The sequence below is a fragment of the Chitinophaga sp. LS1 genome (assembly GCF_034274695.1).
In the GTDB taxonomy this organism is placed as follows: domain Bacteria; phylum Bacteroidota; class Bacteroidia; order Chitinophagales; family Chitinophagaceae; genus Chitinophaga.
Genome location: NZ_CP128362.1, coordinates 2879157 through 2898796, shown reverse-complemented (window position 1 = coordinate 2898796; position 19640 = coordinate 2879157). Strand labels below are relative to the sequence as shown.

Below are 19640 nucleotides of genomic sequence, written 5' to 3'. Positions count from 1 at the left end.
AAATTTGTAAATTTGCCTCACTTTAAACAAAATATCTATCCCAGACATGGTTCCGATTCAAATGGTGGATCTCAAACGCCAATACAACAAGATAAAACCGCAGGTAGATGCTGCTATGGCGGAAGTTTTAGAAAGTGCAGCTTATATTAATGGTGCGCCAGTACAGAAATTTACGTCGGCTCTGCAAGACTATCTGGGAGTGAAGCACGTAATTCCCTGTGCCAACGGTACCGATGCATTACAGATCGCCATCATGGCGCTGGATCTGCAACCTGGTGATGAAGTCATTACACCATCCTTTACCTTTATTGCTACAGCCGAAGTAATAGCTCTCCTGCAGCTTAAACCCGTTTTCGTTGATGTAGATCCAAAGACATTCTGTCTTGACCCGGTGGCAGTTGAAAAGGCCATCACACCAAAAACCAAAGCAATCGTTCCCGTGCACCTGTATGGCCATAGTGCTGACATGGAGCCAATTATGGAAATTTCACGCAAGTACAATATTCCTGTTATCGAAGATAACGCTCAGGCGATCGGTGGTACTTATACCTTCTCCGATGGAACTGTGAAGAAAACCGGAGCTATCGGTCAGATAGGCTGTACTTCCTTCTTCCCTTCCAAGAACCTGGGTTGCTATGGTGATGGCGGAGCCCTGTTCACTAACGACGATGCCCTGGCTGCAAAGATCAAAATGATCGCCAACCACGGACAGTCTCAACGTTACTATCATGATGTAGTGGGTATCAATTCCCGCCTGGATACACTACAGGCGGTGGTATTGAACATCAAGCTCCCGCTGCTGGATGAGTATATCAAGGCCCGTCGTGCAGTAGCTGACGCCTACGATGCAGCATTTGCCAACCATCCAAAGATTACGGTACCTTACCGTGCGGCAAACAGCTATCACGTATATCACCAGTATACATTACAACTCGAAGGTGCAGACCGTCTTGCACTTCAACAATATTTAGCTGAGCAGCAAGTTCCTGCTATGATTTATTATCCTGTACCTGCTCACAAGCAAAAGATGTTTGCCAATTTTGGCGGCGCTGATTTTAACCTGCCTATTACAGACTCTCTGACGTCCAAAGTGATCTCCTTACCGATCCACACCGAAATGGATGCAGACCAATTGAATCACATTATTCACTCCGTTCTTTCATTTTTAAATCAAACCTCCAAATGAAAATTACAGTAGTAGGCACCGGGTACGTAGGGTTGGTCACTGGTACTTGTTTTGCTGAAACCGGTAACGATGTCACCTGTGTGGACATTGATGCCGCTAAGGTGAACAAGTTGTCCGGCGGACAAATCACTATTTACGAGCCCGGCCTGGAAAAATTATTTGAACGTAACCTCAAAGAAAATCGTCTGCAGTTCACTACTGACCTTGCAGCCGGTGTGAAAGACGCTGAAGTGATCTTTCTTGCACTTCCTACCCCTCCCGGTGAAGATGGCTCCGCAGACCTCTCTTACATCCTGAAAGTGGCCGAACAACTGGGTAACATCATTACAGACTACAAGGTTATTGTAGACAAAAGCACTGTACCAGTAGGCACTGCCGACAAAGTACAGGCTACTATTGCCCAAAACTGCAAATGTGAATTCGATGTGGTGTCCAACCCTGAGTTCCTGCGCGAAGGTGTAGCTGTGGATGACTTCATGAAACCTGACCGCGTGGTAATAGGTACCCGTTCAGAAAGAGCCCGCAAAGTAATGGGCGAACTGTTCGGACCATTCGTTCGCCAGGGTAATCCCATCCTGTTCATGGATGAAAAATCTGCAGAACTGACTAAGTATGCTGCTAACTCTTTCCTCGCTACCAAAATCTCTTTCATGAACGAAATCGCCATCCTGTGCGAAAAACTGGGTGCCGATGTAGACATGGTACGCCGTGGTGTAGGTAGCGATGACCGTATCGGTAAGCGCTTCCTGTTCCCAGGTATTGGTTACGGTGGTAGCTGCTTCCCTAAGGACGTACAGGCACTGGTAAAATCTTCTGAAGATGCAGGATATGACTTCAGTATCCTGAACGCAGTAATGGACGTGAATGAAAAGCAAAAGCTGTTCCTGCTGCCAAAGATCAATGCCTTCTTTAATAACGACCTGAAAGGTAAACACTTTGCACTGTGGGGACTGGCCTTCAAGCCAAATACCGACGATATTCGCGAAGCACCGGCTTTATATATCATAGATGCACTGGTGGCCGCAGGTGCTACTATTACAGTACACGACCCTGAAGCCATGGAGAATGTAAAAAGACTGCTGGGAGACAAAGTATCTTACGCCAGTCACCAGTACGATTGCCTGGACAATGCAGATGCATTGGTGATAGCAACCGAATGGAGCGTATTCAGAACGCCTGACTTCGAGAAAATCAAGTCAACACTGAATAACCCACTCATATTCGACGGTCGTAACCTGTTTGACGTGGCAAGGATGCAGGAACTAGGCTTTCATTATGAGAGCGTAGGCCGCGCAGCTGCTTCTATTTAACATTCAACCAAAATATTTATGGAGAAAAAAAGAATTCTGATCACTGGTGCTGCAGGTTTCCTGGGCTCACACCTCTGTGATCGTTTCATAAAAGAAGGTTACCAGGTAGTTGGAATGGATAACCTTATCACCGGCAATATCAAGAACATCGAACACCTGTTCCCGTTACCGGAATTTGAATACTACCATCATGATGTCAGCAAATTCGTGCACGTATCCGGCAAACTGGATTATATCCTACATTTTGCCTCTCCTGCGAGCCCGATTGACTATCTGAAAATGCCGATCCAGACACTGAAAGTAAGCTCCCTCGGTACCCACAACCTGCTGGGTCTTGCCAAGGAGAAGAAAGCCAGGATCCTGGTAGCTTCCACTTCAGAAGTATATGGAGACCCGTTGGTACATCCACAGACAGAAGAATACTGGGGCAATGTGAATCCAATAGGTCCACGTGGAGTGTATGATGAGGCGAAACGCTTCATGGAATCGATTACCATGGCTTATCACAATTTCCACGGTGTAGAAACACGCATCATCCGCATCTTCAATACTTATGGTCCAAGAATGCGCCTCAATGACGGCCGTGCACTGCCTGCATTCATGAGCCAGGCATTGACAGGACAGGATCTGACTGTATTCGGAGATGGCTCTCAGACCCGGTCTTTCTGCTATGTAGACGACCTGGTAGAAGGCATTTACCGCCTGCTGCTGAGCGATTACCACTTACCGGTAAACATCGGAAATCCTGCAGAGATTACACTGAAAGAATTTGCGGAAGAAATCATAGCACTGACCGGTACCAAGCAAAAACTGGTGTACCAGCCATTGCCAAAAGATGATCCGAAGCAACGTAAACCAGACATTACAAAGGCACAAGAGATACTGGGCTGGTCTCCTAAAGTGGATAGAAAAGACGGTCTGCGCATCACATACGAATACTTCAAAGAAGCTCTTAACAAATAAATAACTCAACACGGGTTACAGACTACGAATGTCTGGTTGTATACTAATGAGATAGTTTTACAATCGTTATTCGTATTTTGTAACCCGTAATTTTATTATATATGAACCATACCATCTTAATAACCGGAGGTGCTGGATTTATTGGATCTCACGTGGTGAGATTATTTGTCAATAATTATCCACAATATAAGATCGTCAATCTTGACGCGCTGACCTACGCCGGTAACCTGGAAAATCTGAATGATATCAAGGATAAGCCCAACTACACTTTTGTAAAAGGCGATATTACTGACGAAGCTTTTATCGATGAGCTGTTCCAGGAATATACATTTGATGGTGTAATACATCTTGCCGCAGAGAGCCATGTAGACAGATCTATCATGGACCCGCTGGCATTTATCAAGACCAATGTAATGGGTACTGCTACCCTGCTGAATACCGCCAGAAAATACTGGAAAGATAATCTCGAAGGCAAACGCTTCTATCACATCTCAACTGATGAAGTATACGGTAGCCTGGGCCAGGAAGGTTTCTTCACAGAAGAAACTTCTTACGATCCCCGCTCTCCTTACTCTGCCTCCAAAGCCAGCTCTGACCACTTCGTAATGGCATGGTACCATACATACCACCTGCCCGTAGTGATCTCCAACTGCTCTAACAACTATGGCTCCAACCATTTCCCTGAGAAGCTGATTCCGCTGGCTATTCACAACATCAAGCATAATAAGCCCGTACCTGTATATGGTAAAGGTGAAAACGTTCGCGACTGGCTCTTCGTTGAAGACCACGCCCGCGCTATCGACACCATCTACCATAAAGGCAGGATCGGGGAAACATACAATATCGGTGGTTTTAATGAGTGGAAAAACATCGACCTCATTAACCTGCTCTGCATGATCATGGACAAGAAACTAGGACGTGCACCTGGCACTTCCGCAGGACTGATCACTTTCGTGAAAGACCGCGCCGGCCATGACCTTCGCTATGCGATCGATGCGACTAAACTGAACAAAGAACTGGGCTGGTATCCTTCCCTGCAGTTCGAAGAAGGACTGGAAAAGACCGTAGAATGGTATCTCGCCAACGAAGAATGGCTGGACCACGTAACCAGCGGTGCTTACCAGGAATATTACAGTGACCAATACCAGAAAAGATAATACTACATGCCATTTACAACGACACCGATTCCCGATTTGTTAGTGTATGAGCCAAAGGTGCATCATGATAATCGCGGTTATTTTTTTGAAAGCTATTCTGAACGCGTATTTAAAGATGCCGGCCTTGACCTGAACTTTATTCAGGACAACCAGGCCCGTTCTACCTACGGGGTATTGCGTGGATTGCATTATCAGCTGGAACCATACGCTCAGACCAAATTGATCAGGGCACTGGAAGGTAAGATCCTGGACGTGGTGGTTGACATCCGTACCGGCTCTCCTACCTATGGTCAGTCTTATTCTATAGAACTCTCTGCCGAAAATAAGCTGCAACTGCTCGTGCCTAAAGGCTTTGCCCATGGCTATGTAGTACTGAGCCCTACTGCAGAGGTGATGTATAAAGTTGACAACTTCTACCACAAAGCAAGTGAAGGCGGCCTCATTTACAATGATCCTGCCCTGAAGATCGACTGGCAGATTGACCTGAAAGATGCGATTGTATCTGATAAGGACCAGATCCTGCCAACACTGGCAAACTGCACACACAATTTTGTATATAACAAACCCACTGAATAATATGAAAACAGTGCTGATCACCGGCGCCAATGGGCAGCTAGGACAGGCTTTGAAGCAAATAGCAGGAGATTATCCAGCCTTCAGTTTTTTATATACAGACTATACAGAGCTGGATATAACAAATGAAGAAGCAGTAACCGCATTCTTCTCTCAGCAGGAAATCCATGCCTGCATCAACTGTGCTGCCTATACAGCGGTAGACAAAGCTGAATCAGAAGAAGAACAGGCTTTCAGATTGAACTTCGAAGCGGTCATGCACCTGGCTAACGCTTGCCAGGCACACAATGCAAGATTTATCCAGATATCTACTGACTATGTATTTGACGGTAAAAAAAATACCCCTTATACAGAAGAAGACGATACGGATGCACAAAGTATTTATGGTAGTTCCAAACTACGTGGTGAAGCGACAGCGCTGGGTATTAATGAAGATACCATCGTGATCCGCACAGCATGGTTATACAGCCAGTATGGTGTGAACTTCGTAAAGCGCATGCGTGAGCTGATGCAGGAAAAGGATAGCCTGAACGTAGTATTTGACCAGGCAGGCACGCCTACCTATGCCGTAGATCTGGCGCAGGCATTACTGTCAGTACTGAGCAAAGCGATCGATGCACCCGGTACTTTAGGTGGTGTATATCATTACAGCAACGAAGGCGTGACCAGCTGGTACGACTTTGCCATTGCCATCAGGGATATGAGTGGCCTGAGCTGCAATATTCAGCCGGTTACTTCTGATAAGTATCCAACTGCTGCCAAACGCCCGGCTTACAGCGTTTTCAACAAGCAAAAGATCAAGGATACCTTCGGACTGGAAATTCCTTATTGGAGAGAAAGTCTGGCGGTATGCCTGAAACATCTATAAAGAAAAGTGGGTGTATCAAAAGTTAGATACACCCACTTTTCTTTCTGAAAATGGTTTTCATTCCCCGTTGGTGAATAACCTCTTTCATGAATGTGTTATTTCTTAAAGGCCGTGATCTGCATACTCCCCAGTGTCGAACCTCCTCTCTCAGTATCCGTTTTTACAATCCCGAACCCCGGCGCAAACCATTCAGTCGCATTTACATCCAGGTCCATCGGGAAGTTCGTTCCCATCATCTGCACAGTGAATCCCAGTTTATAAGAGATCTTAAAGCACTCCCAGGTACCGGCAGGGGTCGTGATCTTTTCCTTTCCCACTACTTTACGGTCGCTCACCTTCAGGGTCATGCTGATCTCCATACCATTCATATTTCCCCTCATTTCCTTTTCATTACCAGGCAGGGTCTGCCCTTCTTTCAGGGTTGCAGGATAAGAAAGGAAAATCTCGTCACTACCTGCTTCCATCTTCATATTCTGAAGCTGAGGAATGTTGGGCATCGCCATTTGCATATCCAGCAGTATTTCGGAGCCGGTGCATTTAAATTTACCCTTCCCGGTGGAAAGGTCTTTGCCTTTTGTATCCTTCAGCGTAGTAGAGAAGTTGGAGCTGATCACATTGGCCATTCTGTTGACATTCAATACCTTCTCGATATTCTTAGCCACCAGTTCGCCCTTGCCGTCATAAATGCTCATTTCCACTTCCGCGTTGTTCTGCAGAAAGTAGTAGCTCTTACAATCCTGTTGCTGACCGTATAATAATTGTGCTGCCAATATTAATGGCGCAGCAAAAAACATTTTTTTCTTCATACTGCGAGATATATGCTATTATTTTATCACATGAATGTACGTATTTACCCTGGTTCCGGGTTGTAGGGCAAAAGCAATACCGTTTGCGACTGCCTAATTTCTGGTTAATTTCTTACGTTTGCAAAAATTATCCCAATAAATCATGAACCTGATAGAAGAATTAAGATGGCGGGGAATGTTGCAGGATATTATGCCCGGCACCGAGGAACAATTACAGAAAGAGATGACCACTGCCTATGTGGGTTTCGATCCTACCGCAGATTCTCTGCACGTAGGTAGCCTTGTTCCAATCCTGTTGCTGGTACACCTGCAGCGGGCTGGCCACAAGCCATTGGCGCTGGTAGGCGGTGCCACCGGTATGGTGGGAGATCCTTCTTTTAAGGCGGCCGAAAGGAAAATGCTCGATCTTGATACCCTCAAACATAACCAGGCAGGTATTAAGGCCCAGCTGGAAAAGTTCCTGGACTTTGATCCTTCCAAACCTAATGCTGCTGAAATGGTCAATAACTTCGACTGGTTTCAGAACATCAGCTTCCTGGATTTTATCCGTGATGTAGGTAAGCACATCACTGTAAACTATATGATGGCCAAAGATTCTGTAAAAAGAAGAATCGAAGGCGACAGCGGTATGTCCTTCACGGAGTTTTCTTACCAGCTGATTCAGGGCTACGACTTTTTCCACCTGTATACTGCCAGGAACTGTAAACTGCAAATGGGCGGTTCTGACCAGTGGGGCAATATCGTAACCGGTACCGAACTGGTAAGACGGAAAGCCAATGGTGAGGCATTTGCCTTTACCTGTCCGCTGATGAAAAAGTCAGACGGTACCAAATTCGGTAAATCTGAAGGCGGTAACATATGGCTGGACGCCCGACTCACCTCTCCATACCAGTTCTATCAATTCTGGCTGAAAGCGACTGACGAAGACGCCGAGAACTATATCAGGATCTTCACCCTGCTGGACAAGGCGGAAATAGAAGAACTCATCGCTCAGCACAGGGAAAAACCTGAGCAGCGGCTGCTGCAGAAGAGACTGGCAAAAGAAGTGACCACTTTTATCCACAGTGAAAAGGACTATGAGTTCGCTTTGCAGGCTTCTGAACTGCTATTCCGCAACGATACGGCCGAGATACTGCAATCGCTCACGGATGAGCAGTTGCTGGATGTTATGAATGGCGTACCACAGGTAGAAACGACCCTGGCAGAACTGCAGGAAGGAAAAGACGTCATCTCCTTTGCTGCTGAAAAAGGCATCTTCCCAAGTAAAGGAGAAGCCCGCAAAATGCTCCAGGGCGGTGGTGTAAGCATCAATAAAAAGAAAGTAGAAGACCTGGCTGCAGTAGTAGATAGCTCTCTCCTGCTGGCGGGTAAGTATATTCTGTTCCAGAAAGGGAGAAGGAACTACTACCTGGTTATTGTTAAATAAAAAAATCCCCGGTGGTCGGACAATCTAAAGTCTGACCACTGGTTTATATACGCTGTAAAGTGTTGGCAAATGAGGGCCGTTTACGATTGTTTGTCTTAGTCCAGATTGAGTTCTCCGGTGTCCCCGTCTTCGAATTGCTTTCCCCTGATAATTGCAGTCAGCATGTTAAAAAAGATGATCATTTTGCTGGAAGAGTTGTCCCAGTACCAGGCCTGCTTGGTATCTACTCTTAACAGGCAGAGTTTTGGATCATCAATGCCGTCCGGGAACCAGGCTTTTACTGCTGGTGTCCAGAGCTGTTTCATTTTTTCTTTGTCAATAACAATGCTGCCAATACCGAAGATATTCAGGTAAGTGTTGTGACCCGGATGTGCATAAATGAGGTTCAGTTCATTGTTTTCAGAGATCTGGGTAATTTTTCCCGAGTACTCGTTGGTGAAGAACCACACATTTCCTTCTTTATCCACATCAGCTGTCGCCATTGGTCGCGATATGACCTGGCCATGCTCATCGATGTTTGTGAGCATGCATACGCCAACGTCATTGATCATTTCCGTGACCTTCTTGATGGCGTCATCTCTTTTCATAATTGCTCCCATATATATGGTTTATAAGGGAGTAGCAGTAAAAATCATACCAGCCTCAAAAAAAATCGCTTTTGTCTGGTGACAAAAGCGATTTTTAATAACAGGCCAGAAAACTAAATTTACTTCAAACCATACTTGAACTTGTATCTTTCATACAGCTGCTTATGCTTATTATCCAGGCTGATCTCTCTTCCCTGAATAAACGCCTGTGTAATTACACTGGACCGCATATCCATAATATCGCCGGTACTGATGGTGATATTCGCATCTTTCCCTGTTTCCAGGGTCCCGGTCACCTTATCAATCCCTAAGATCTTTGCGGCATTGATAGTCACTGCACTCAGGGCTTCTTCCTTACTTAAGCCATATGCACTGGCGGTACCTGCTTCAAAAGGCAGGTTACGCTGCTGCCAGAAACCTTCATTGCTCAGACAAAATAATACCCCTGCCTGCTGCAGCTGGTAAGCCAGTTTATAAGGCTGGTCCACATCATCATCCTGCATTACGGGCAGGGCGTGTGGTTGCTTCAGCACAACTGCTATGTTATTTTGTTTCAGGATATCCGCTATGCGCCATGCATCTGCCCCGCCTACAATCACCACATCGAATCCGAACTCTTTGGCAAAATCCACCGCCACCAGCATTTCTTTCACAATATCACAGTGTATAAACAGCTTCTCATCTTTTGAGAAAAGGCGGCGTACCGCTTCAAACTTCAGGTTGGTCTCCCCATGCTTACTCTGTGCCAGGTATACTTTTGCGTCTCTGAAGAAAGCACGTACCTGGTCAATCTTCTCTGTAGCATCTTTGATCCTGGTGGAAGGAGGAGCCGGTCTGTCCTTTGGCGGAGCAGGGGGAGGCAAAAGGCTGGGCATGTAGAAATGCAATGCACCATCTTTACGGTAAGCAGCATCTTCCCAGTTCCAGGCATCCAGTTGAACAACAGAAGATGAGCCGGAAATCAAACCACCTTCCGGTGTCACCTGTGCCAGCAGAATACCGTTGGCTCGAATGGTATTAATTACTTTGGAGTCGGTATTATAAGCGACCAGTGCACGCACAGAAGGATCTATCTCCCCTACTTCCTTGAAGTCGTTGGTAGATCTTACTGCTTCCACTTCTGTCAGACCCAGGTTCGTTACCGGAGCGATGATGCCGGGATATACGTGTTTCCCTTGCAGGTCAATCACTTTTCCTGCTGCAGGTGTAGCTACGGAAGTGCCCACCGCCGTGATCTTGCCATTGGAAAAGGTCAGTACGCCTTTTTCAATAACCTGCCCATTGCCTACATGTATGGTAGCATTGGTCAGTACTACGGTCTCCTGCTGCTTGCCGGCAGGATAAATCGTTTCCTGTGCCATGGCCGCCAGAGAGCCGGTGATTGAAATATATAATAGAATCAGGTATTTCATCCATCAATGTTTTAATTGTTACCATTTTCATCACCCAACAAACTATGCTGGTGACCTGCCTGCAGGTCTTCGCAATGATAGTTCTCTTCTTCAGCAGGAGCCGCTTTCTGTGTAGGCGTTCCTTTTTTCTTCTCTGCCAGCATTTTGCGGATCAGGCGGTTACGCTCTGAACTGATGCGCTGACGGAGTGCTTTGTCTTTCTCCCTGTCGAAGTATACAATACCATCCACGATGGTCTTATCTGCTTTTGCATAAATGCTCAGTGGGTCATCGTTCCACAGTACGAGGTCAGCATCTTTACCCGCCTTGATACTACCTGTTTTATCTGCTACGTGCAGCAGTTTGGCAGGATTCAGGGTCACCAGTTTCAGGGCTTCCTCCTCGGTCATATCACCATACTTGATGCTCTTGGCGGCTTCCTGGTTCAGACGGCGGGCCATTTCAGCATCGTCTGAGTTGATAGCTACGGTGAGACCTACACGTTGCATGATGGTTGCATTGTAAGGGATCGCATCCTGTACTTCCATCTTATACGCCCACCAGTCGGCAAAGGTGCCTGCTCCGGCGCCATGTGCCTTCATCTTGTCAGCTACCTTATAGCCTTCCAGAATATGTGTAAAGGTGTTGATATGGAAATGGAAAGTATCCGCCACATGCATCAACATATTAATTTCGCTCTGTACATAAGAGTGGCAGGTTACGAAACGCTTGCTGTGGATGATCTCTAACAGGGTTTCCAGTTCCAGATCTTTGCGCTTGTCCGCACCCAGTTTTTCATAATCCAGTGCGCGGGTAAATGCATCCGTCAGTAACTGTTCTACCCCCATACGGGTTTGTGGGAAACGCTCTCTTTGTCTATCTCCCCAGTTGGATTGCTTCACGTTTTCGCCCAGTGCAAACTTGATGAATGGATCAGCACCCGCAAATTTCAACGCTTCGGCGTCTGCGCCCCAACGCAGTTTGATCAATTGTGACTGACCACCGATGGTATTCGCAGAACCGTGCAACAGGTGAGATGCTGTCACACCACCACTCAGCTGACGATAGATGTTCACATCATCAGGATTGACTACATCAGCAATACGTACTTCTGCAGTAACTGATTGTGTACCTTCATTCACACCTCTTGAAATGGCGATGTGAGAGTGCTCATCAATGATACCTGCTGTCAGGTGTTTGCCTGTACCATCTATCACCTTAGCGCTACCGGCAACAAGGTTCTTACCGATCTGTGCAATCTTACCATTGCGAATCAGCACGTCTGTATTTTCCAGTTTACCATCCTGTTCATTCGTCCATACAGTAGCGTTTTTGATAAGGATATCCTGCTGTGCAGGTATTGTTTCCCAACCATATCCATTGAATGGAAAATAGTTATTGCCAATGAATGGTTGTGGTTTTGCTTTCATCGAATCAGTACCCGCAAATGGCGCTTTCAATACTGCCTGCCAGTGAATGTTATTACCACTGGTATCCACACCAGTACCACTCCATCCATTGCCATCTGTAATACCGGTGAGGCGTAGTTGTGCACTGCCTTTCTTCACAGGGAACGCTACTTTTACCAGGTCGCCGGTAAAGCCGAGTGAACCACCGACGGTATCAGTGGATAATAAGGATAACGCTGGTGCACTGGGAGTACCTTTTACCAGCACGGTATAGGTAGCATTGCCTGGGGTAACAGTCAGGGTATAGGTACCTCTTACATCTTTCCAGTTATCGTCTTTGATACTGTATTTCTTACCCTGTACCCAGTTCTGATAAATGACAGTATTTTCATTGAAGATATTACCTGATGTAATAAGGAAGTTGGCCAGTTTACCGGCATCCAGTGAACCCACCTGGTCCTCTGCTTTCAGCAGTTTAGCAGGTGCGAGTGTCACTGCATCCAGTGCTTTCTGTTCGGTCAAACCATATTCTATGGCTTTGCGTACACTGGCTAAAAACTGCTTCACATCTTTCAGCCCATCGGCTGTGATACAGAAAGGAATGTTTGCTTTTTCAAAAGCAGCAGGCTCTGAAGGGGCCATTTCCCAGTGCTTCATTTCACTAAGTGCAACAAAGCGTGCATCTTCCGGATCTTCCACATCTATTGGCAACGGGAAAGAAACAGGCAGGATGAAAGATGCTTTGGAAGCAATCATTTCAGGTATGCGCTGGTACTCGTTACCACTTGCCCTGATGATGTATTGCACGCCAAACTCATCTCCGATCTTATCGGCTCTCAGTGCATCCCATTTATCATTCACTTCAAAGATCTGGGGCAGGGACTGGTTGTCATTCCATGCCTGTAAGGACAGGTTCACACCTTCTTTTTCAGGACGTGAGCGATACCACTGCGCATCGAGATAAGTCTGGCGCAGTAAGGCAATAGATCCCATCAGTGAACCGGGATAGTTCTGAGTAGAACTCCCTTTGTCAAATGAATAATGGGTACTTGCTTTTTCTTTAATGATGGCTTTGTTTTCTCTGCCATCTGCCAATGTTACCAGTACGCCGGTACCTCTTGCAATACCATCCTGCTGATGCGTAAGTACGGTACCAAAACCGGCTTCGCGCAGGGTAGCAGCGGTAGCAGCATCGGTACTGAAAACTGCTGCTGCATTTACTTCGCTTTTAATGGCCTGGTTCCAGCCGTAAGCCCCTTTGGTAGTAGAGATAAACTGAGGATCATCACGACGGCTTACATTACTTTTCTTTACCGCTTGTGTCCCATAATCGCTGTAGGCATCTACAAAAGAAGGGTAGATGAACTTGCCGGCGCAATCGATCACTACTGCATCGGCAGGGATGGCGCCAGTGCCTGCACTGACAATGCGTCCATTCCGGATCACTAAAGTTGCATTGGTTAACACATTCCCTGCACTTTTAACGATAGTGGCTTTGGTAAAGGCATAACAGCCTTCTCTCGGATCAGCCACACCATTCACAGGAAACGTCTGTTGCGCCCTGAGCTGACCAGTGGCAAACAGGCTGCCTAATAACAGGCATAAGCCAGCCAGCCTTTTCCCGGTCATCGTACGGGCCTCCCTTTTTAAGGGAAGGTAGATACGGGTTTTAATCATCTTTTTCTATTGGTTTTTAGCGGTTTAGATTTGGTATCGGATTATTATCGGCACTTACTATAGACGGTGTATAATGTTGTTCATTTGTTAAAATAAATAAATGAATTTTGGTCCCCACTATATTTTATATGATTGGTATTAATATTGCGGTAAATGACTATATTTAACAAGACGAATCAATCTCCTTTTTATGAAAAAATACATGATCTGCATAAGTAGTTTGCTGATGTGCCTGTTCTTAAGCGTTCATGCAAATAGTATGGCGCAGAATAAACGTACAAATGCTGTTGACAGCACAGGTAAACGTGTTCGCTGGAGTGCTGACGAAAAAGCAGACAAAATGAGTGTTAAGCTCGATCGCCGTTTGAATCTTACGCACAAGCAGGATGCAGATATTCATGCTATCAATACTGACATTAGCCGTCGCCTGGATGCGCTCAAAAATAATACATCTCTTGCAAAGAAAGATAAAATGCAACAGGTGAAAGCACTCAATGAAGAACGTAGCCAACGCTTCAAATCAGTACTTACACCAGAGCAATACAAGAAATGGAACGACTGGGAAATGAAGAAGAAAGAACAGATGGAAGCACGTATGGATAAGAAACAACAGAAGCACAACAACTAGTTACTTACAATACCCAACAAAATAAAAATGGATAAGGATGCTCAGAAGCATCCTTATTTTTTTTCAATATGAATACTGATGCAATTTCCATTTTTAATTCCGCGATCAATGCCGTACAACCGGCAACGTTAATACAACAATGTATACAACATAATGCGGATACCATCACCATTTGCGGCAAATCATTTCCACGTACCGCAGGCAGGCCTGTATGGATATTTGGTGCAGGGAAAGCAGCTGCTGCCATGGCACATGCTGTAGAAACAGCACTCTCTGACTGTCAGTTACAGGGCATGGTGATCACCAAATACGGACATGAATTACCATTACAACATATCACCCTTGCTACAGCCGGTCATCCTATTCCAGATGAAAATGGCGTAGCTGCTACACTGCAAATGACAGAAATGATCACCGGTGTACAGGCAGATGATATCGTGTTATTCCTGTTATCCGGTGGCGCATCTGCACTACTCGCAGATCATCCGCCCGGAGTTACGCTACAGGAAGTACAATCCGTATTTGATCTTTTGCTAAAAAGCGGCGCAGATATTCACGAAATGAATACCATACGCAAACACCTCTCCGGTGTAAAAGGCGGACAACTCGCACTCCTCACAAATACACCCGCACTCTGCGCCATTGTTCTCAGTGATGTAGTGGGCGATGATCTCCATGTAATCGGTTCAGGACCTACCGTACCTGATCCTTCCACATTTGCAGATGCTATGGCGGTGGTGGAAAAATACAAGCTCACCGAGCTGCTGCCCCTTTCTATCTATTTACACCTGGAAAGAGGCTGCACAGGAATAATAGCAGATACGCCCAAACCCGGGCATCCACGTTTTGCACACACTTATACTTTCCTCGCAGGCACGAACCGTATAGCCCTGGAAGCTGCGGTCCACACAGCCACACAACTGGGATATGATACACACATTCTCACATCGACATTGACAGGTGATGCAATCACCATTGCACAATCGCTGGTTGCCCAGGCAAAAGAATGGAAGGGTAAGAGGCCCACCTGTCTGCTGGCTGGTGGTGAAAGCACTGTCACCGTAACTGGTAACGGCCTGGGTGGACGCAACCAGCAACTCGCGCTGGCGGCAGGCATTGCGCTGGGAGAAGCCGAAGGCATTACTTTATTAAGTGCAGGCACCGACGGTACTGATGGTCCTACAGATGCTGCGGGCGCCATTGTCGATGCTGCGATTATGCAAATCGGTAAGAATGCTCAGGAACATCTGGATAAACAGGATGCGTATCCTTTTTTTCAAAAGGCCGGCGGACTGCTGATTACCGGGCCTACACAGACGAATGTGATGGATATTATAATCATTCTTCTTGTATAGTGTATAAAAACATCATTACTTCTTTATTAATTATGGCTGGAAGTCCTATTTTTGACATTTAAACCTGTATATGCGTATGTTAAGAATGGAACAGACATGGCGTTGGTTCGGGCCGAAAGACCCGGTGAGCCTGGCTGATATCAAACAAGCCGGGGCCACCGGAATAGTAACGGCATTGCACCACGTTCCAAATGGCGAAGTATGGGCTAAAGAAGAGATCCTGGAAAGGAAAGCGCTCATCGAAGCGGCAGGTCTGACCTGGTCCGTAGTAGAAAGTGTGCCTGTACATGAAGATATAAAAACACAAAGTGGCGATTTCAAAACATACATCCAGCATTACCAACAGTCGTTGCGTAATCTGGCAGAATGTGGCATTTATGTAGTTACCTACAATTTTATGCCAGTGCTGGACTGGACACGTACTGACCTTGCTTATACCGTGGAAGATGGTTCTAAAGCATTAAGGTTTGAAAAAGCAGCCTTCATGGCCTTCGATCTCTTCATGCTGCAACGTCCCGGAGCTGAGAATGATTACGATCCTGCTGACATCTCGATGGCTAAGGAGCGCTTTGATAGTATGACCGATGCAGAAAAGACCCTGCTGCAACGCAACATCATAGCCGGTTTACCTGGTTCTGAAGAAAGTTTTTCTTTACAGCAATTCCAGGAAGCCCTGGATAAATATAAAGGCATCGATGCTACTCAGCTGAAGCTGCACCTGTTCTATTTCTTACAACAGATAGCACCAGTTGCAGAAGAAGTAGGAATCAAACTGGCCATCCATCCGGACGATCCTCCCTTCCCTATTTTAGGTCTGCCCCGTATAGTGAGCACCGAACAGGATGCACGCGAACTGCTGCAGGCAGCCCCTTACGCGGCGAATGGTCTCTGTTTCTGCACCGGTTCTTACGGTGTACGTGCAGACAATGACCTGCCAGGCATGGTGGAAAGACTGGGAGAACATATTCATTTCATTCACCTCCGCAGCACACAGCGTGACAGCATTGGCAACTTCCATGAAGCCAATCACCTCGAAGGCGATGTGGATATGTATGCAGTGGTCAGGAATATCCTCGCCGTAATGCATAAGCGCAATGTGAGCATCCCAATGCGACCGGATCATGGTCACCAGATGCTGGATGACCTGCAGAAACACACCAATCCGGGTTATAGTGCGATTGGGCGACTGCGGGGCCTTGCCGAACTACGGGGATTGGAAATGGGTATTGCACGTTCAGTCTTCAATAAATGAAAGCAAACACCTTCTGCCGTACGCTGGCAATTATATAAGGTTGGGATTAGAAACGAACGCATACGCAGCTGGATAGTAACCGGCTGAACCAATAAGTAACACCCCTGAAAACAAACAGCTAATGAACAGTTCACTGGATGAGCAGGTAGCGCTGCATCTGGCACAACGGAAACGAAGTCTGACCAGACTATTGGGATTGTTGAAAAAGGACATGGACTGTAGAATAGTAGAAAAGTTACAACAGAAAGGATATAACAATTTTAAGCTGGGAGATCTGGTAGTATTTATCAATATTCAACCAGAAGGTATTATAAACAATGAACTGGCCAAGAAAGCAAGAATCACCAAACAGGCGATGAGCAAAGTGGTCAAGTACCTGGAATCAGAAGGATATATTTCTACTACGAAACATGCCGTCGACAACAGGGCCATTCTCATATCACTGACTGATAATGGCAAGAAACTGCTGATAGCCGCATTTGAAACCTTCGAAGAAATACAGGCTGAATATACAGCCATCATCGGAGACTCAGATGCGGCTGCCCTCAGGCAGGTCCTCGGTAAACTCCTCTTTTCACTTCATCCTGAACTTGCCTGATGGAATTTTTTCCAGATACGGGAATTTTTGATGACCAGACGCAACAATGCAGAGAAATGGCACCCAAATGCTCAGTTCTCTATAAAAGATACACAAATAACACGATATGCATTAATAAGACACAGCATAATAAACCGCTCATCCTTTATATTCAACATTTTTTAAATCCGGCATAACCATTGTAATAGATATTTTTGTCTATTGACCTTGATTACTTTTAATTTTATCCCATAGGAAAGATTTTATGGTATCCAGCCGGATTATAAATAATGACGACGAATATATAGATGGTTTGCTGGACAGCTCCCCTGCTATTGTAGATGCCATTTACAAGCGCTATTCCCGAAAGGTAAAGCACATGGTAATTGGTTGGGGAGGTAATATAAAGGAAGCAGCCAACGTATTTGAAGAGGTGTTACTGGCCATATACAACTACGCCCGTCATCACAAACTTTTGCTCACTAATCATTTCGAGCCATTCTTTTTATATGCCTGCCAGCTAAAGTGGAAACAGGAACTGATGGAAAAAACGCCCAACAAGGGGTCTTCTTTCCATCCGGTAGCGCCTTCCCCAGGGTTGGATGCTGTGCATATGAAATACGTGGAGGAAGCACTGGCCTGGTCGGGAAACATCCAGGACAATGACAATACACGCGAAGAACTGGAAGAGATGCTCGCTGATCAGCGGGAACGCTGGTTTCATACCAAAGGCAACCCAAATACAAAGATCAGTATCTACGTCATCGTCACCGCTATTATAGCCGCCGGTCTGGCCGGTCTGCTGTTCCTGAGCCCCTGGCACAAGGATGTATACAGACAGTTTTCCGGTACAGAGATGGAGCATATACACAGGGAAGGCCAGGAAGCCGATACCGCCCTCCTTCTGCACGAAGCAGCCATGAGTTTTAACCACGGTCATTTCACCCATACCATCCAGCTATTGGATCAGCTATTGGCAAAGGATTCCTCGCACGCCCCGGCGCGCTATTACAAAGGAGTCAGCCTGCTTGAACTGGGAGAACTGAACAGGGCCCGGAAGGATCTGGGGATCGTATTTGCGGGGACTTCACCCTACCAGTATAACGCCGCATTCTATATAGCCCTGAGCTATCTGAAAGAGGGCAATAAACAACTTTGCCTTGAATGGTTGCTGAAAATACCGGATAGTGCACCCATTTATTTCAAAGCGCAAAGCTTAAAAGAGGAACTGGCTGACAGAAATTAATTCAGGTGAATCATGTGCTTGCTGAAGTGGATAATATTCTCTACTTCACCTTTGATCAGTTCGTAGATCTGTACTCTATCCTTCTTAATCATGATTAACTGCTGGAGAACAAGGTAGTAGGTTTCTCCGTTATGCCCGCTCATCTGGGCTTTTAAGATCTCTTTTTTTACTTCTTCAAAACCAACAGCGCCTAGCTTTTGGTAGATCACATTTAACTCTTCAATCCAATTCATGGTCATAGGTTTTTTAATAATAGTTTGGAAGTCATAGGGTATATAAATTTATTCAATATATAATTAATAAACAATAGGGCTAAATAACTTTTTTGTTAATTCTACAATTTTCTCCCACCCCGTTCGTCTACCTTTATGATATGCCTCGGAAAAAGCAATTTATAGCGTCGCAAAGTCTGGATGGATTGTTCCCGGATCTGCCTTCTTTTGCCATCAAAATCATGTCCACCACTACCAATAGGGAAATGGCCAGCCTGGCAGATGTGCACCGGCACAATTACTACATGCTGTTTGTATTGATGGAAGGTATCAGTGCACATATGATCGATATGGAGCTGGTTACGTTGAATGCAGGGCAAATAGGACTCATCGTTCCCGGTCAGGTACATCTGGCCCAACCGGAGCAAACAGGAACAGGATGGGGCATTGCATTCACTGCGGACTTTCTTCCTCTGTTATCACTCCCGGTCACTCTGCAGGGACCTGTGACACTGCCAACCGATGAGCTGGAAGCAGTGAACCAGATCATCTGCCTGATGTACAGAGAATACAATGAAAAAAAGGCACAGGCCATTCCCCTGTTGCAGCATTACCTCTCCATTCTCCTGCTCATGGTACAGCGTCATACTGCCGATGCACCATCTGCCAATAAATCGCTCCTTACCCGCTACCGGGAACTGGTAGCCGCTCATTACCTGGAATGGACCAAACCCGCACAGTATGCCGAGGCGCTCCACATTTCGGTGGACTACCTGAATGAAGTGGTGCGACAATACTCGGGACAGACTGCATCGTCCCTCATTACAGAACGTAGAATACTGGAAGCCAAACGCTTACTACTGCATGCAGAAGAAAGTGTGAAGGAAATAGCCTGGCATTTACAATTCAACGAAGTCTCTTATTTCAACCGCTTTTTTAAGCAACATACAGGCTATACACCTGCCGCCTTCAGGGAAAGTGTACGGGATAAATCCCTATCTGACCCGGAATAGTATA

18 protein-coding genes are annotated in these 19640 nt (G+C 46.0%); 13 read left to right on the top strand and 5 right to left on the bottom strand.

Features of this window, described 5'->3' with window-relative positions; translation table 11 throughout:
• Positions 1–46: 46 nt before the first annotated feature.
• From QQL36_RS11975 to rfbD, 6 genes are all read left to right on the top strand, one after another.
• The gene (locus tag QQL36_RS11975) at positions 47–1186 is read left to right on the top strand and encodes a DegT/DnrJ/EryC1/StrS family aminotransferase (protein WP_083721178.1); all 1140 of its coding nucleotides are present in this window, start codon (positions 47–49) and stop codon (positions 1184–1186) included.
• Complete coding sequence (locus tag QQL36_RS11970; RefSeq protein WP_083721181.1) at positions 1183–2496, top strand: UDP-glucose dehydrogenase family protein; 1314 nt, start codon at positions 1183–1185, stop codon at positions 2494–2496. Before QQL36_RS11975 ends, QQL36_RS11970 begins: the two co-directional genes overlap by 4 nt.
• A gap of 18 nt (positions 2497–2514) precedes the next feature.
• The gene (locus tag QQL36_RS11965; RefSeq protein WP_083721184.1) at positions 2515–3459 is read left to right on the top strand and encodes a UDP-glucuronic acid decarboxylase family protein; all 945 of its coding nucleotides are present in this window, start codon (positions 2515–2517) and stop codon (positions 3457–3459) included.
• A 101-nt stretch (positions 3460–3560) separates the two neighbouring features.
• On the top strand, positions 3561–4616 hold the full coding sequence (gene rfbB / locus QQL36_RS11960) for a dTDP-glucose 4,6-dehydratase (protein WP_083721186.1): 1056 nt from the start codon (positions 3561–3563) through the stop codon (positions 4614–4616).
• 6 nt (positions 4617–4622) lie between these two features.
• Positions 4623–5192 carry a dTDP-4-dehydrorhamnose 3,5-epimerase gene (gene rfbC, locus QQL36_RS11955; RefSeq protein ID WP_083721188.1) on the top strand — a complete coding sequence of 190 codons (570 nt, stop codon included), beginning with the start codon at positions 4623–4625 and terminating at the stop codon, positions 5190–5192.
• A 1-nt stretch (position 5193) separates the two neighbouring features.
• Positions 5194–6057 carry a dTDP-4-dehydrorhamnose reductase gene (rfbD, locus tag QQL36_RS11950; protein ID WP_321569836.1) on the top strand — a complete coding sequence of 288 codons (864 nt, stop codon included), beginning with the start codon at positions 5194–5196 and terminating at the stop codon, positions 6055–6057.
• Between the two features lie 95 nt (positions 6058–6152).
• Here the strand turns inward: rfbD and QQL36_RS11945 are convergent, their stop codons facing one another.
• On the bottom strand, positions 6153–6863 hold the full coding sequence (locus QQL36_RS11945) for a hypothetical protein (RefSeq protein ID WP_321569835.1): 711 nt from the start codon (positions 6861–6863) through the stop codon (positions 6153–6155).
• 142 nt (positions 6864–7005) lie between these two features.
• Between QQL36_RS11945 and tyrS the strand changes: the two genes are divergently transcribed.
• On the top strand, positions 7006–8289 hold the full coding sequence (gene tyrS / locus QQL36_RS11940) for a tyrosine--tRNA ligase (RefSeq protein WP_321569834.1): 1284 nt from the start codon (positions 7006–7008) through the stop codon (positions 8287–8289).
• A gap of 95 nt (positions 8290–8384) precedes the next feature.
• Here tyrS and QQL36_RS11935 read toward each other — a convergent pair whose 3' ends face one another.
• The 3 genes from QQL36_RS11935 to QQL36_RS11925 all read right to left on the bottom strand — a co-directional run bounded on the left by QQL36_RS11935 (position 8385) and on the right by QQL36_RS11925 (position 13353).
• Positions 8385–8888: a pyridoxamine 5'-phosphate oxidase family protein gene (locus tag QQL36_RS11935; protein ID WP_321569833.1), complete on the bottom strand. Its 504-nt coding sequence runs from the start codon at positions 8886–8888 to the stop codon at positions 8385–8387.
• Positions 8889–8995: 107 nt separating this feature from the next.
• Entirely contained in the window at positions 8996–10288 is a 1293-nt protein-coding gene (locus QQL36_RS11930; protein WP_083721199.1) for an amidohydrolase family protein, read from the bottom strand.
• 11 nt (positions 10289–10299) lie between these two features.
• Positions 10300–13353: an amidohydrolase family protein gene (locus QQL36_RS11925; RefSeq protein WP_321569832.1), complete on the bottom strand. Its 3054-nt coding sequence runs from the start codon at positions 13351–13353 to the stop codon at positions 10300–10302.
• A 190-nt stretch (positions 13354–13543) separates the two neighbouring features.
• Here QQL36_RS11925 and QQL36_RS11920 point away from each other — a divergent pair, with 190 nt between their 5' ends.
• The 5 genes from QQL36_RS11920 (at position 13544) to QQL36_RS11900 (ending at position 18411) form a co-directional block, all read left to right on the top strand.
• The gene (locus QQL36_RS11920) at positions 13544–13981 is read left to right on the top strand and encodes a hypothetical protein (RefSeq protein ID WP_321569831.1); all 438 of its coding nucleotides are present in this window, start codon (positions 13544–13546) and stop codon (positions 13979–13981) included.
• 68 nt (positions 13982–14049) lie between these two features.
• Entirely contained in the window at positions 14050–15336 is a 1287-nt protein-coding gene (locus QQL36_RS11915; protein WP_321569830.1) for a glycerate kinase, read from the top strand.
• A gap of 70 nt (positions 15337–15406) precedes the next feature.
• Positions 15407–16588 carry a mannonate dehydratase gene (gene uxuA / locus QQL36_RS11910; RefSeq protein WP_220388708.1) on the top strand — a complete coding sequence of 394 codons (1182 nt, stop codon included), beginning with the start codon at positions 15407–15409 and terminating at the stop codon, positions 16586–16588.
• A 121-nt stretch (positions 16589–16709) separates the two neighbouring features.
• Positions 16710–17186 carry a MarR family winged helix-turn-helix transcriptional regulator gene (locus tag QQL36_RS11905; protein WP_083721205.1) on the top strand — a complete coding sequence of 159 codons (477 nt, stop codon included), beginning with the start codon at positions 16710–16712 and terminating at the stop codon, positions 17184–17186.
• Positions 17187–17430: 244 nt separating this feature from the next.
• Positions 17431–18411 (top strand): tetratricopeptide repeat protein, encoded by a 981-nt coding sequence (locus tag QQL36_RS11900; RefSeq protein WP_083721207.1) that lies wholly within the window; start codon positions 17431–17433, stop codon positions 18409–18411.
• Here the strand turns inward: QQL36_RS11900 and QQL36_RS11895 are convergent.
• Complete coding sequence (locus tag QQL36_RS11895) at positions 18408–18644, bottom strand: hypothetical protein (protein WP_143708711.1); 237 nt, start codon at positions 18642–18644, stop codon at positions 18408–18410. The genes QQL36_RS11900 and QQL36_RS11895 overlap by 4 nt on opposite strands.
• 140 nt (positions 18645–18784) lie before the next feature.
• Here QQL36_RS11895 and QQL36_RS11890 point away from each other — a divergent pair, with 140 nt between their 5' ends.
• Complete coding sequence (locus QQL36_RS11890; protein ID WP_083721211.1) at positions 18785–19636, top strand: helix-turn-helix domain-containing protein; 852 nt, start codon at positions 18785–18787, stop codon at positions 19634–19636.
• Positions 19637–19640 lie beyond the last annotated feature (4 nt).

What these genes read in the sequence shown, in the direction of transcription:
- QQL36_RS11895 (WP_143708711.1), bottom strand. Translation starts at nt 18,644, where the DNA reads ATGAATTGGATTGAAGAGTTAAATGTGATCTACCAAAAGCTAGGCGCT.
- rfbC (WP_083721188.1), top strand. Translation starts at nt 4,623, where the DNA reads ATGCCATTTACAACGACACCGATTCCCGATTTGTTAGTGTATGAGCCA.
- QQL36_RS11925 (WP_321569832.1), bottom strand. Translation starts at nt 13,353, where the DNA reads ATGATTAAAACCCGTATCTACCTTCCCTTAAAAAGGGAGGCCCGTACG.
- rfbB (WP_083721186.1), top strand. Translation starts at nt 3,561, where the DNA reads ATGAACCATACCATCTTAATAACCGGAGGTGCTGGATTTATTGGATCT.
- uxuA (WP_220388708.1), top strand. Translation starts at nt 15,407, where the DNA reads ATGCGTATGTTAAGAATGGAACAGACATGGCGTTGGTTCGGGCCGAAA.
- QQL36_RS11890 (WP_083721211.1), top strand. Translation starts at nt 18,785, where the DNA reads ATGCCTCGGAAAAAGCAATTTATAGCGTCGCAAAGTCTGGATGGATTG.
- QQL36_RS11945 (WP_321569835.1), bottom strand. Translation starts at nt 6,863, where the DNA reads ATGAAGAAAAAAATGTTTTTTGCTGCGCCATTAATATTGGCAGCACAA.
- QQL36_RS11970 (WP_083721181.1), top strand. Translation starts at nt 1,183, where the DNA reads ATGAAAATTACAGTAGTAGGCACCGGGTACGTAGGGTTGGTCACTGGT.
- QQL36_RS11905 (WP_083721205.1), top strand. Translation starts at nt 16,710, where the DNA reads ATGAACAGTTCACTGGATGAGCAGGTAGCGCTGCATCTGGCACAACGG.
- QQL36_RS11935 (WP_321569833.1), bottom strand. Translation starts at nt 8,888, where the DNA reads ATGGGAGCAATTATGAAAAGAGATGACGCCATCAAGAAGGTCACGGAA.
- tyrS (WP_321569834.1), top strand. Translation starts at nt 7,006, where the DNA reads ATGAACCTGATAGAAGAATTAAGATGGCGGGGAATGTTGCAGGATATT.
- rfbD (WP_321569836.1), top strand. Translation starts at nt 5,194, where the DNA reads ATGAAAACAGTGCTGATCACCGGCGCCAATGGGCAGCTAGGACAGGCT.
- QQL36_RS11920 (WP_321569831.1), top strand. Translation starts at nt 13,544, where the DNA reads ATGAAAAAATACATGATCTGCATAAGTAGTTTGCTGATGTGCCTGTTC.
- QQL36_RS11965 (WP_083721184.1), top strand. Translation starts at nt 2,515, where the DNA reads ATGGAGAAAAAAAGAATTCTGATCACTGGTGCTGCAGGTTTCCTGGGC.
- QQL36_RS11975 (WP_083721178.1), top strand. Translation starts at nt 47, where the DNA reads ATGGTTCCGATTCAAATGGTGGATCTCAAACGCCAATACAACAAGATA.
- QQL36_RS11915 (WP_321569830.1), top strand. Translation starts at nt 14,050, where the DNA reads ATGAATACTGATGCAATTTCCATTTTTAATTCCGCGATCAATGCCGTA.
- QQL36_RS11900 (WP_083721207.1), top strand. Translation starts at nt 17,431, where the DNA reads ATGGTATCCAGCCGGATTATAAATAATGACGACGAATATATAGATGGT.
- QQL36_RS11930 (WP_083721199.1), bottom strand. Translation starts at nt 10,288, where the DNA reads ATGAAATACCTGATTCTATTATATATTTCAATCACCGGCTCTCTGGCG.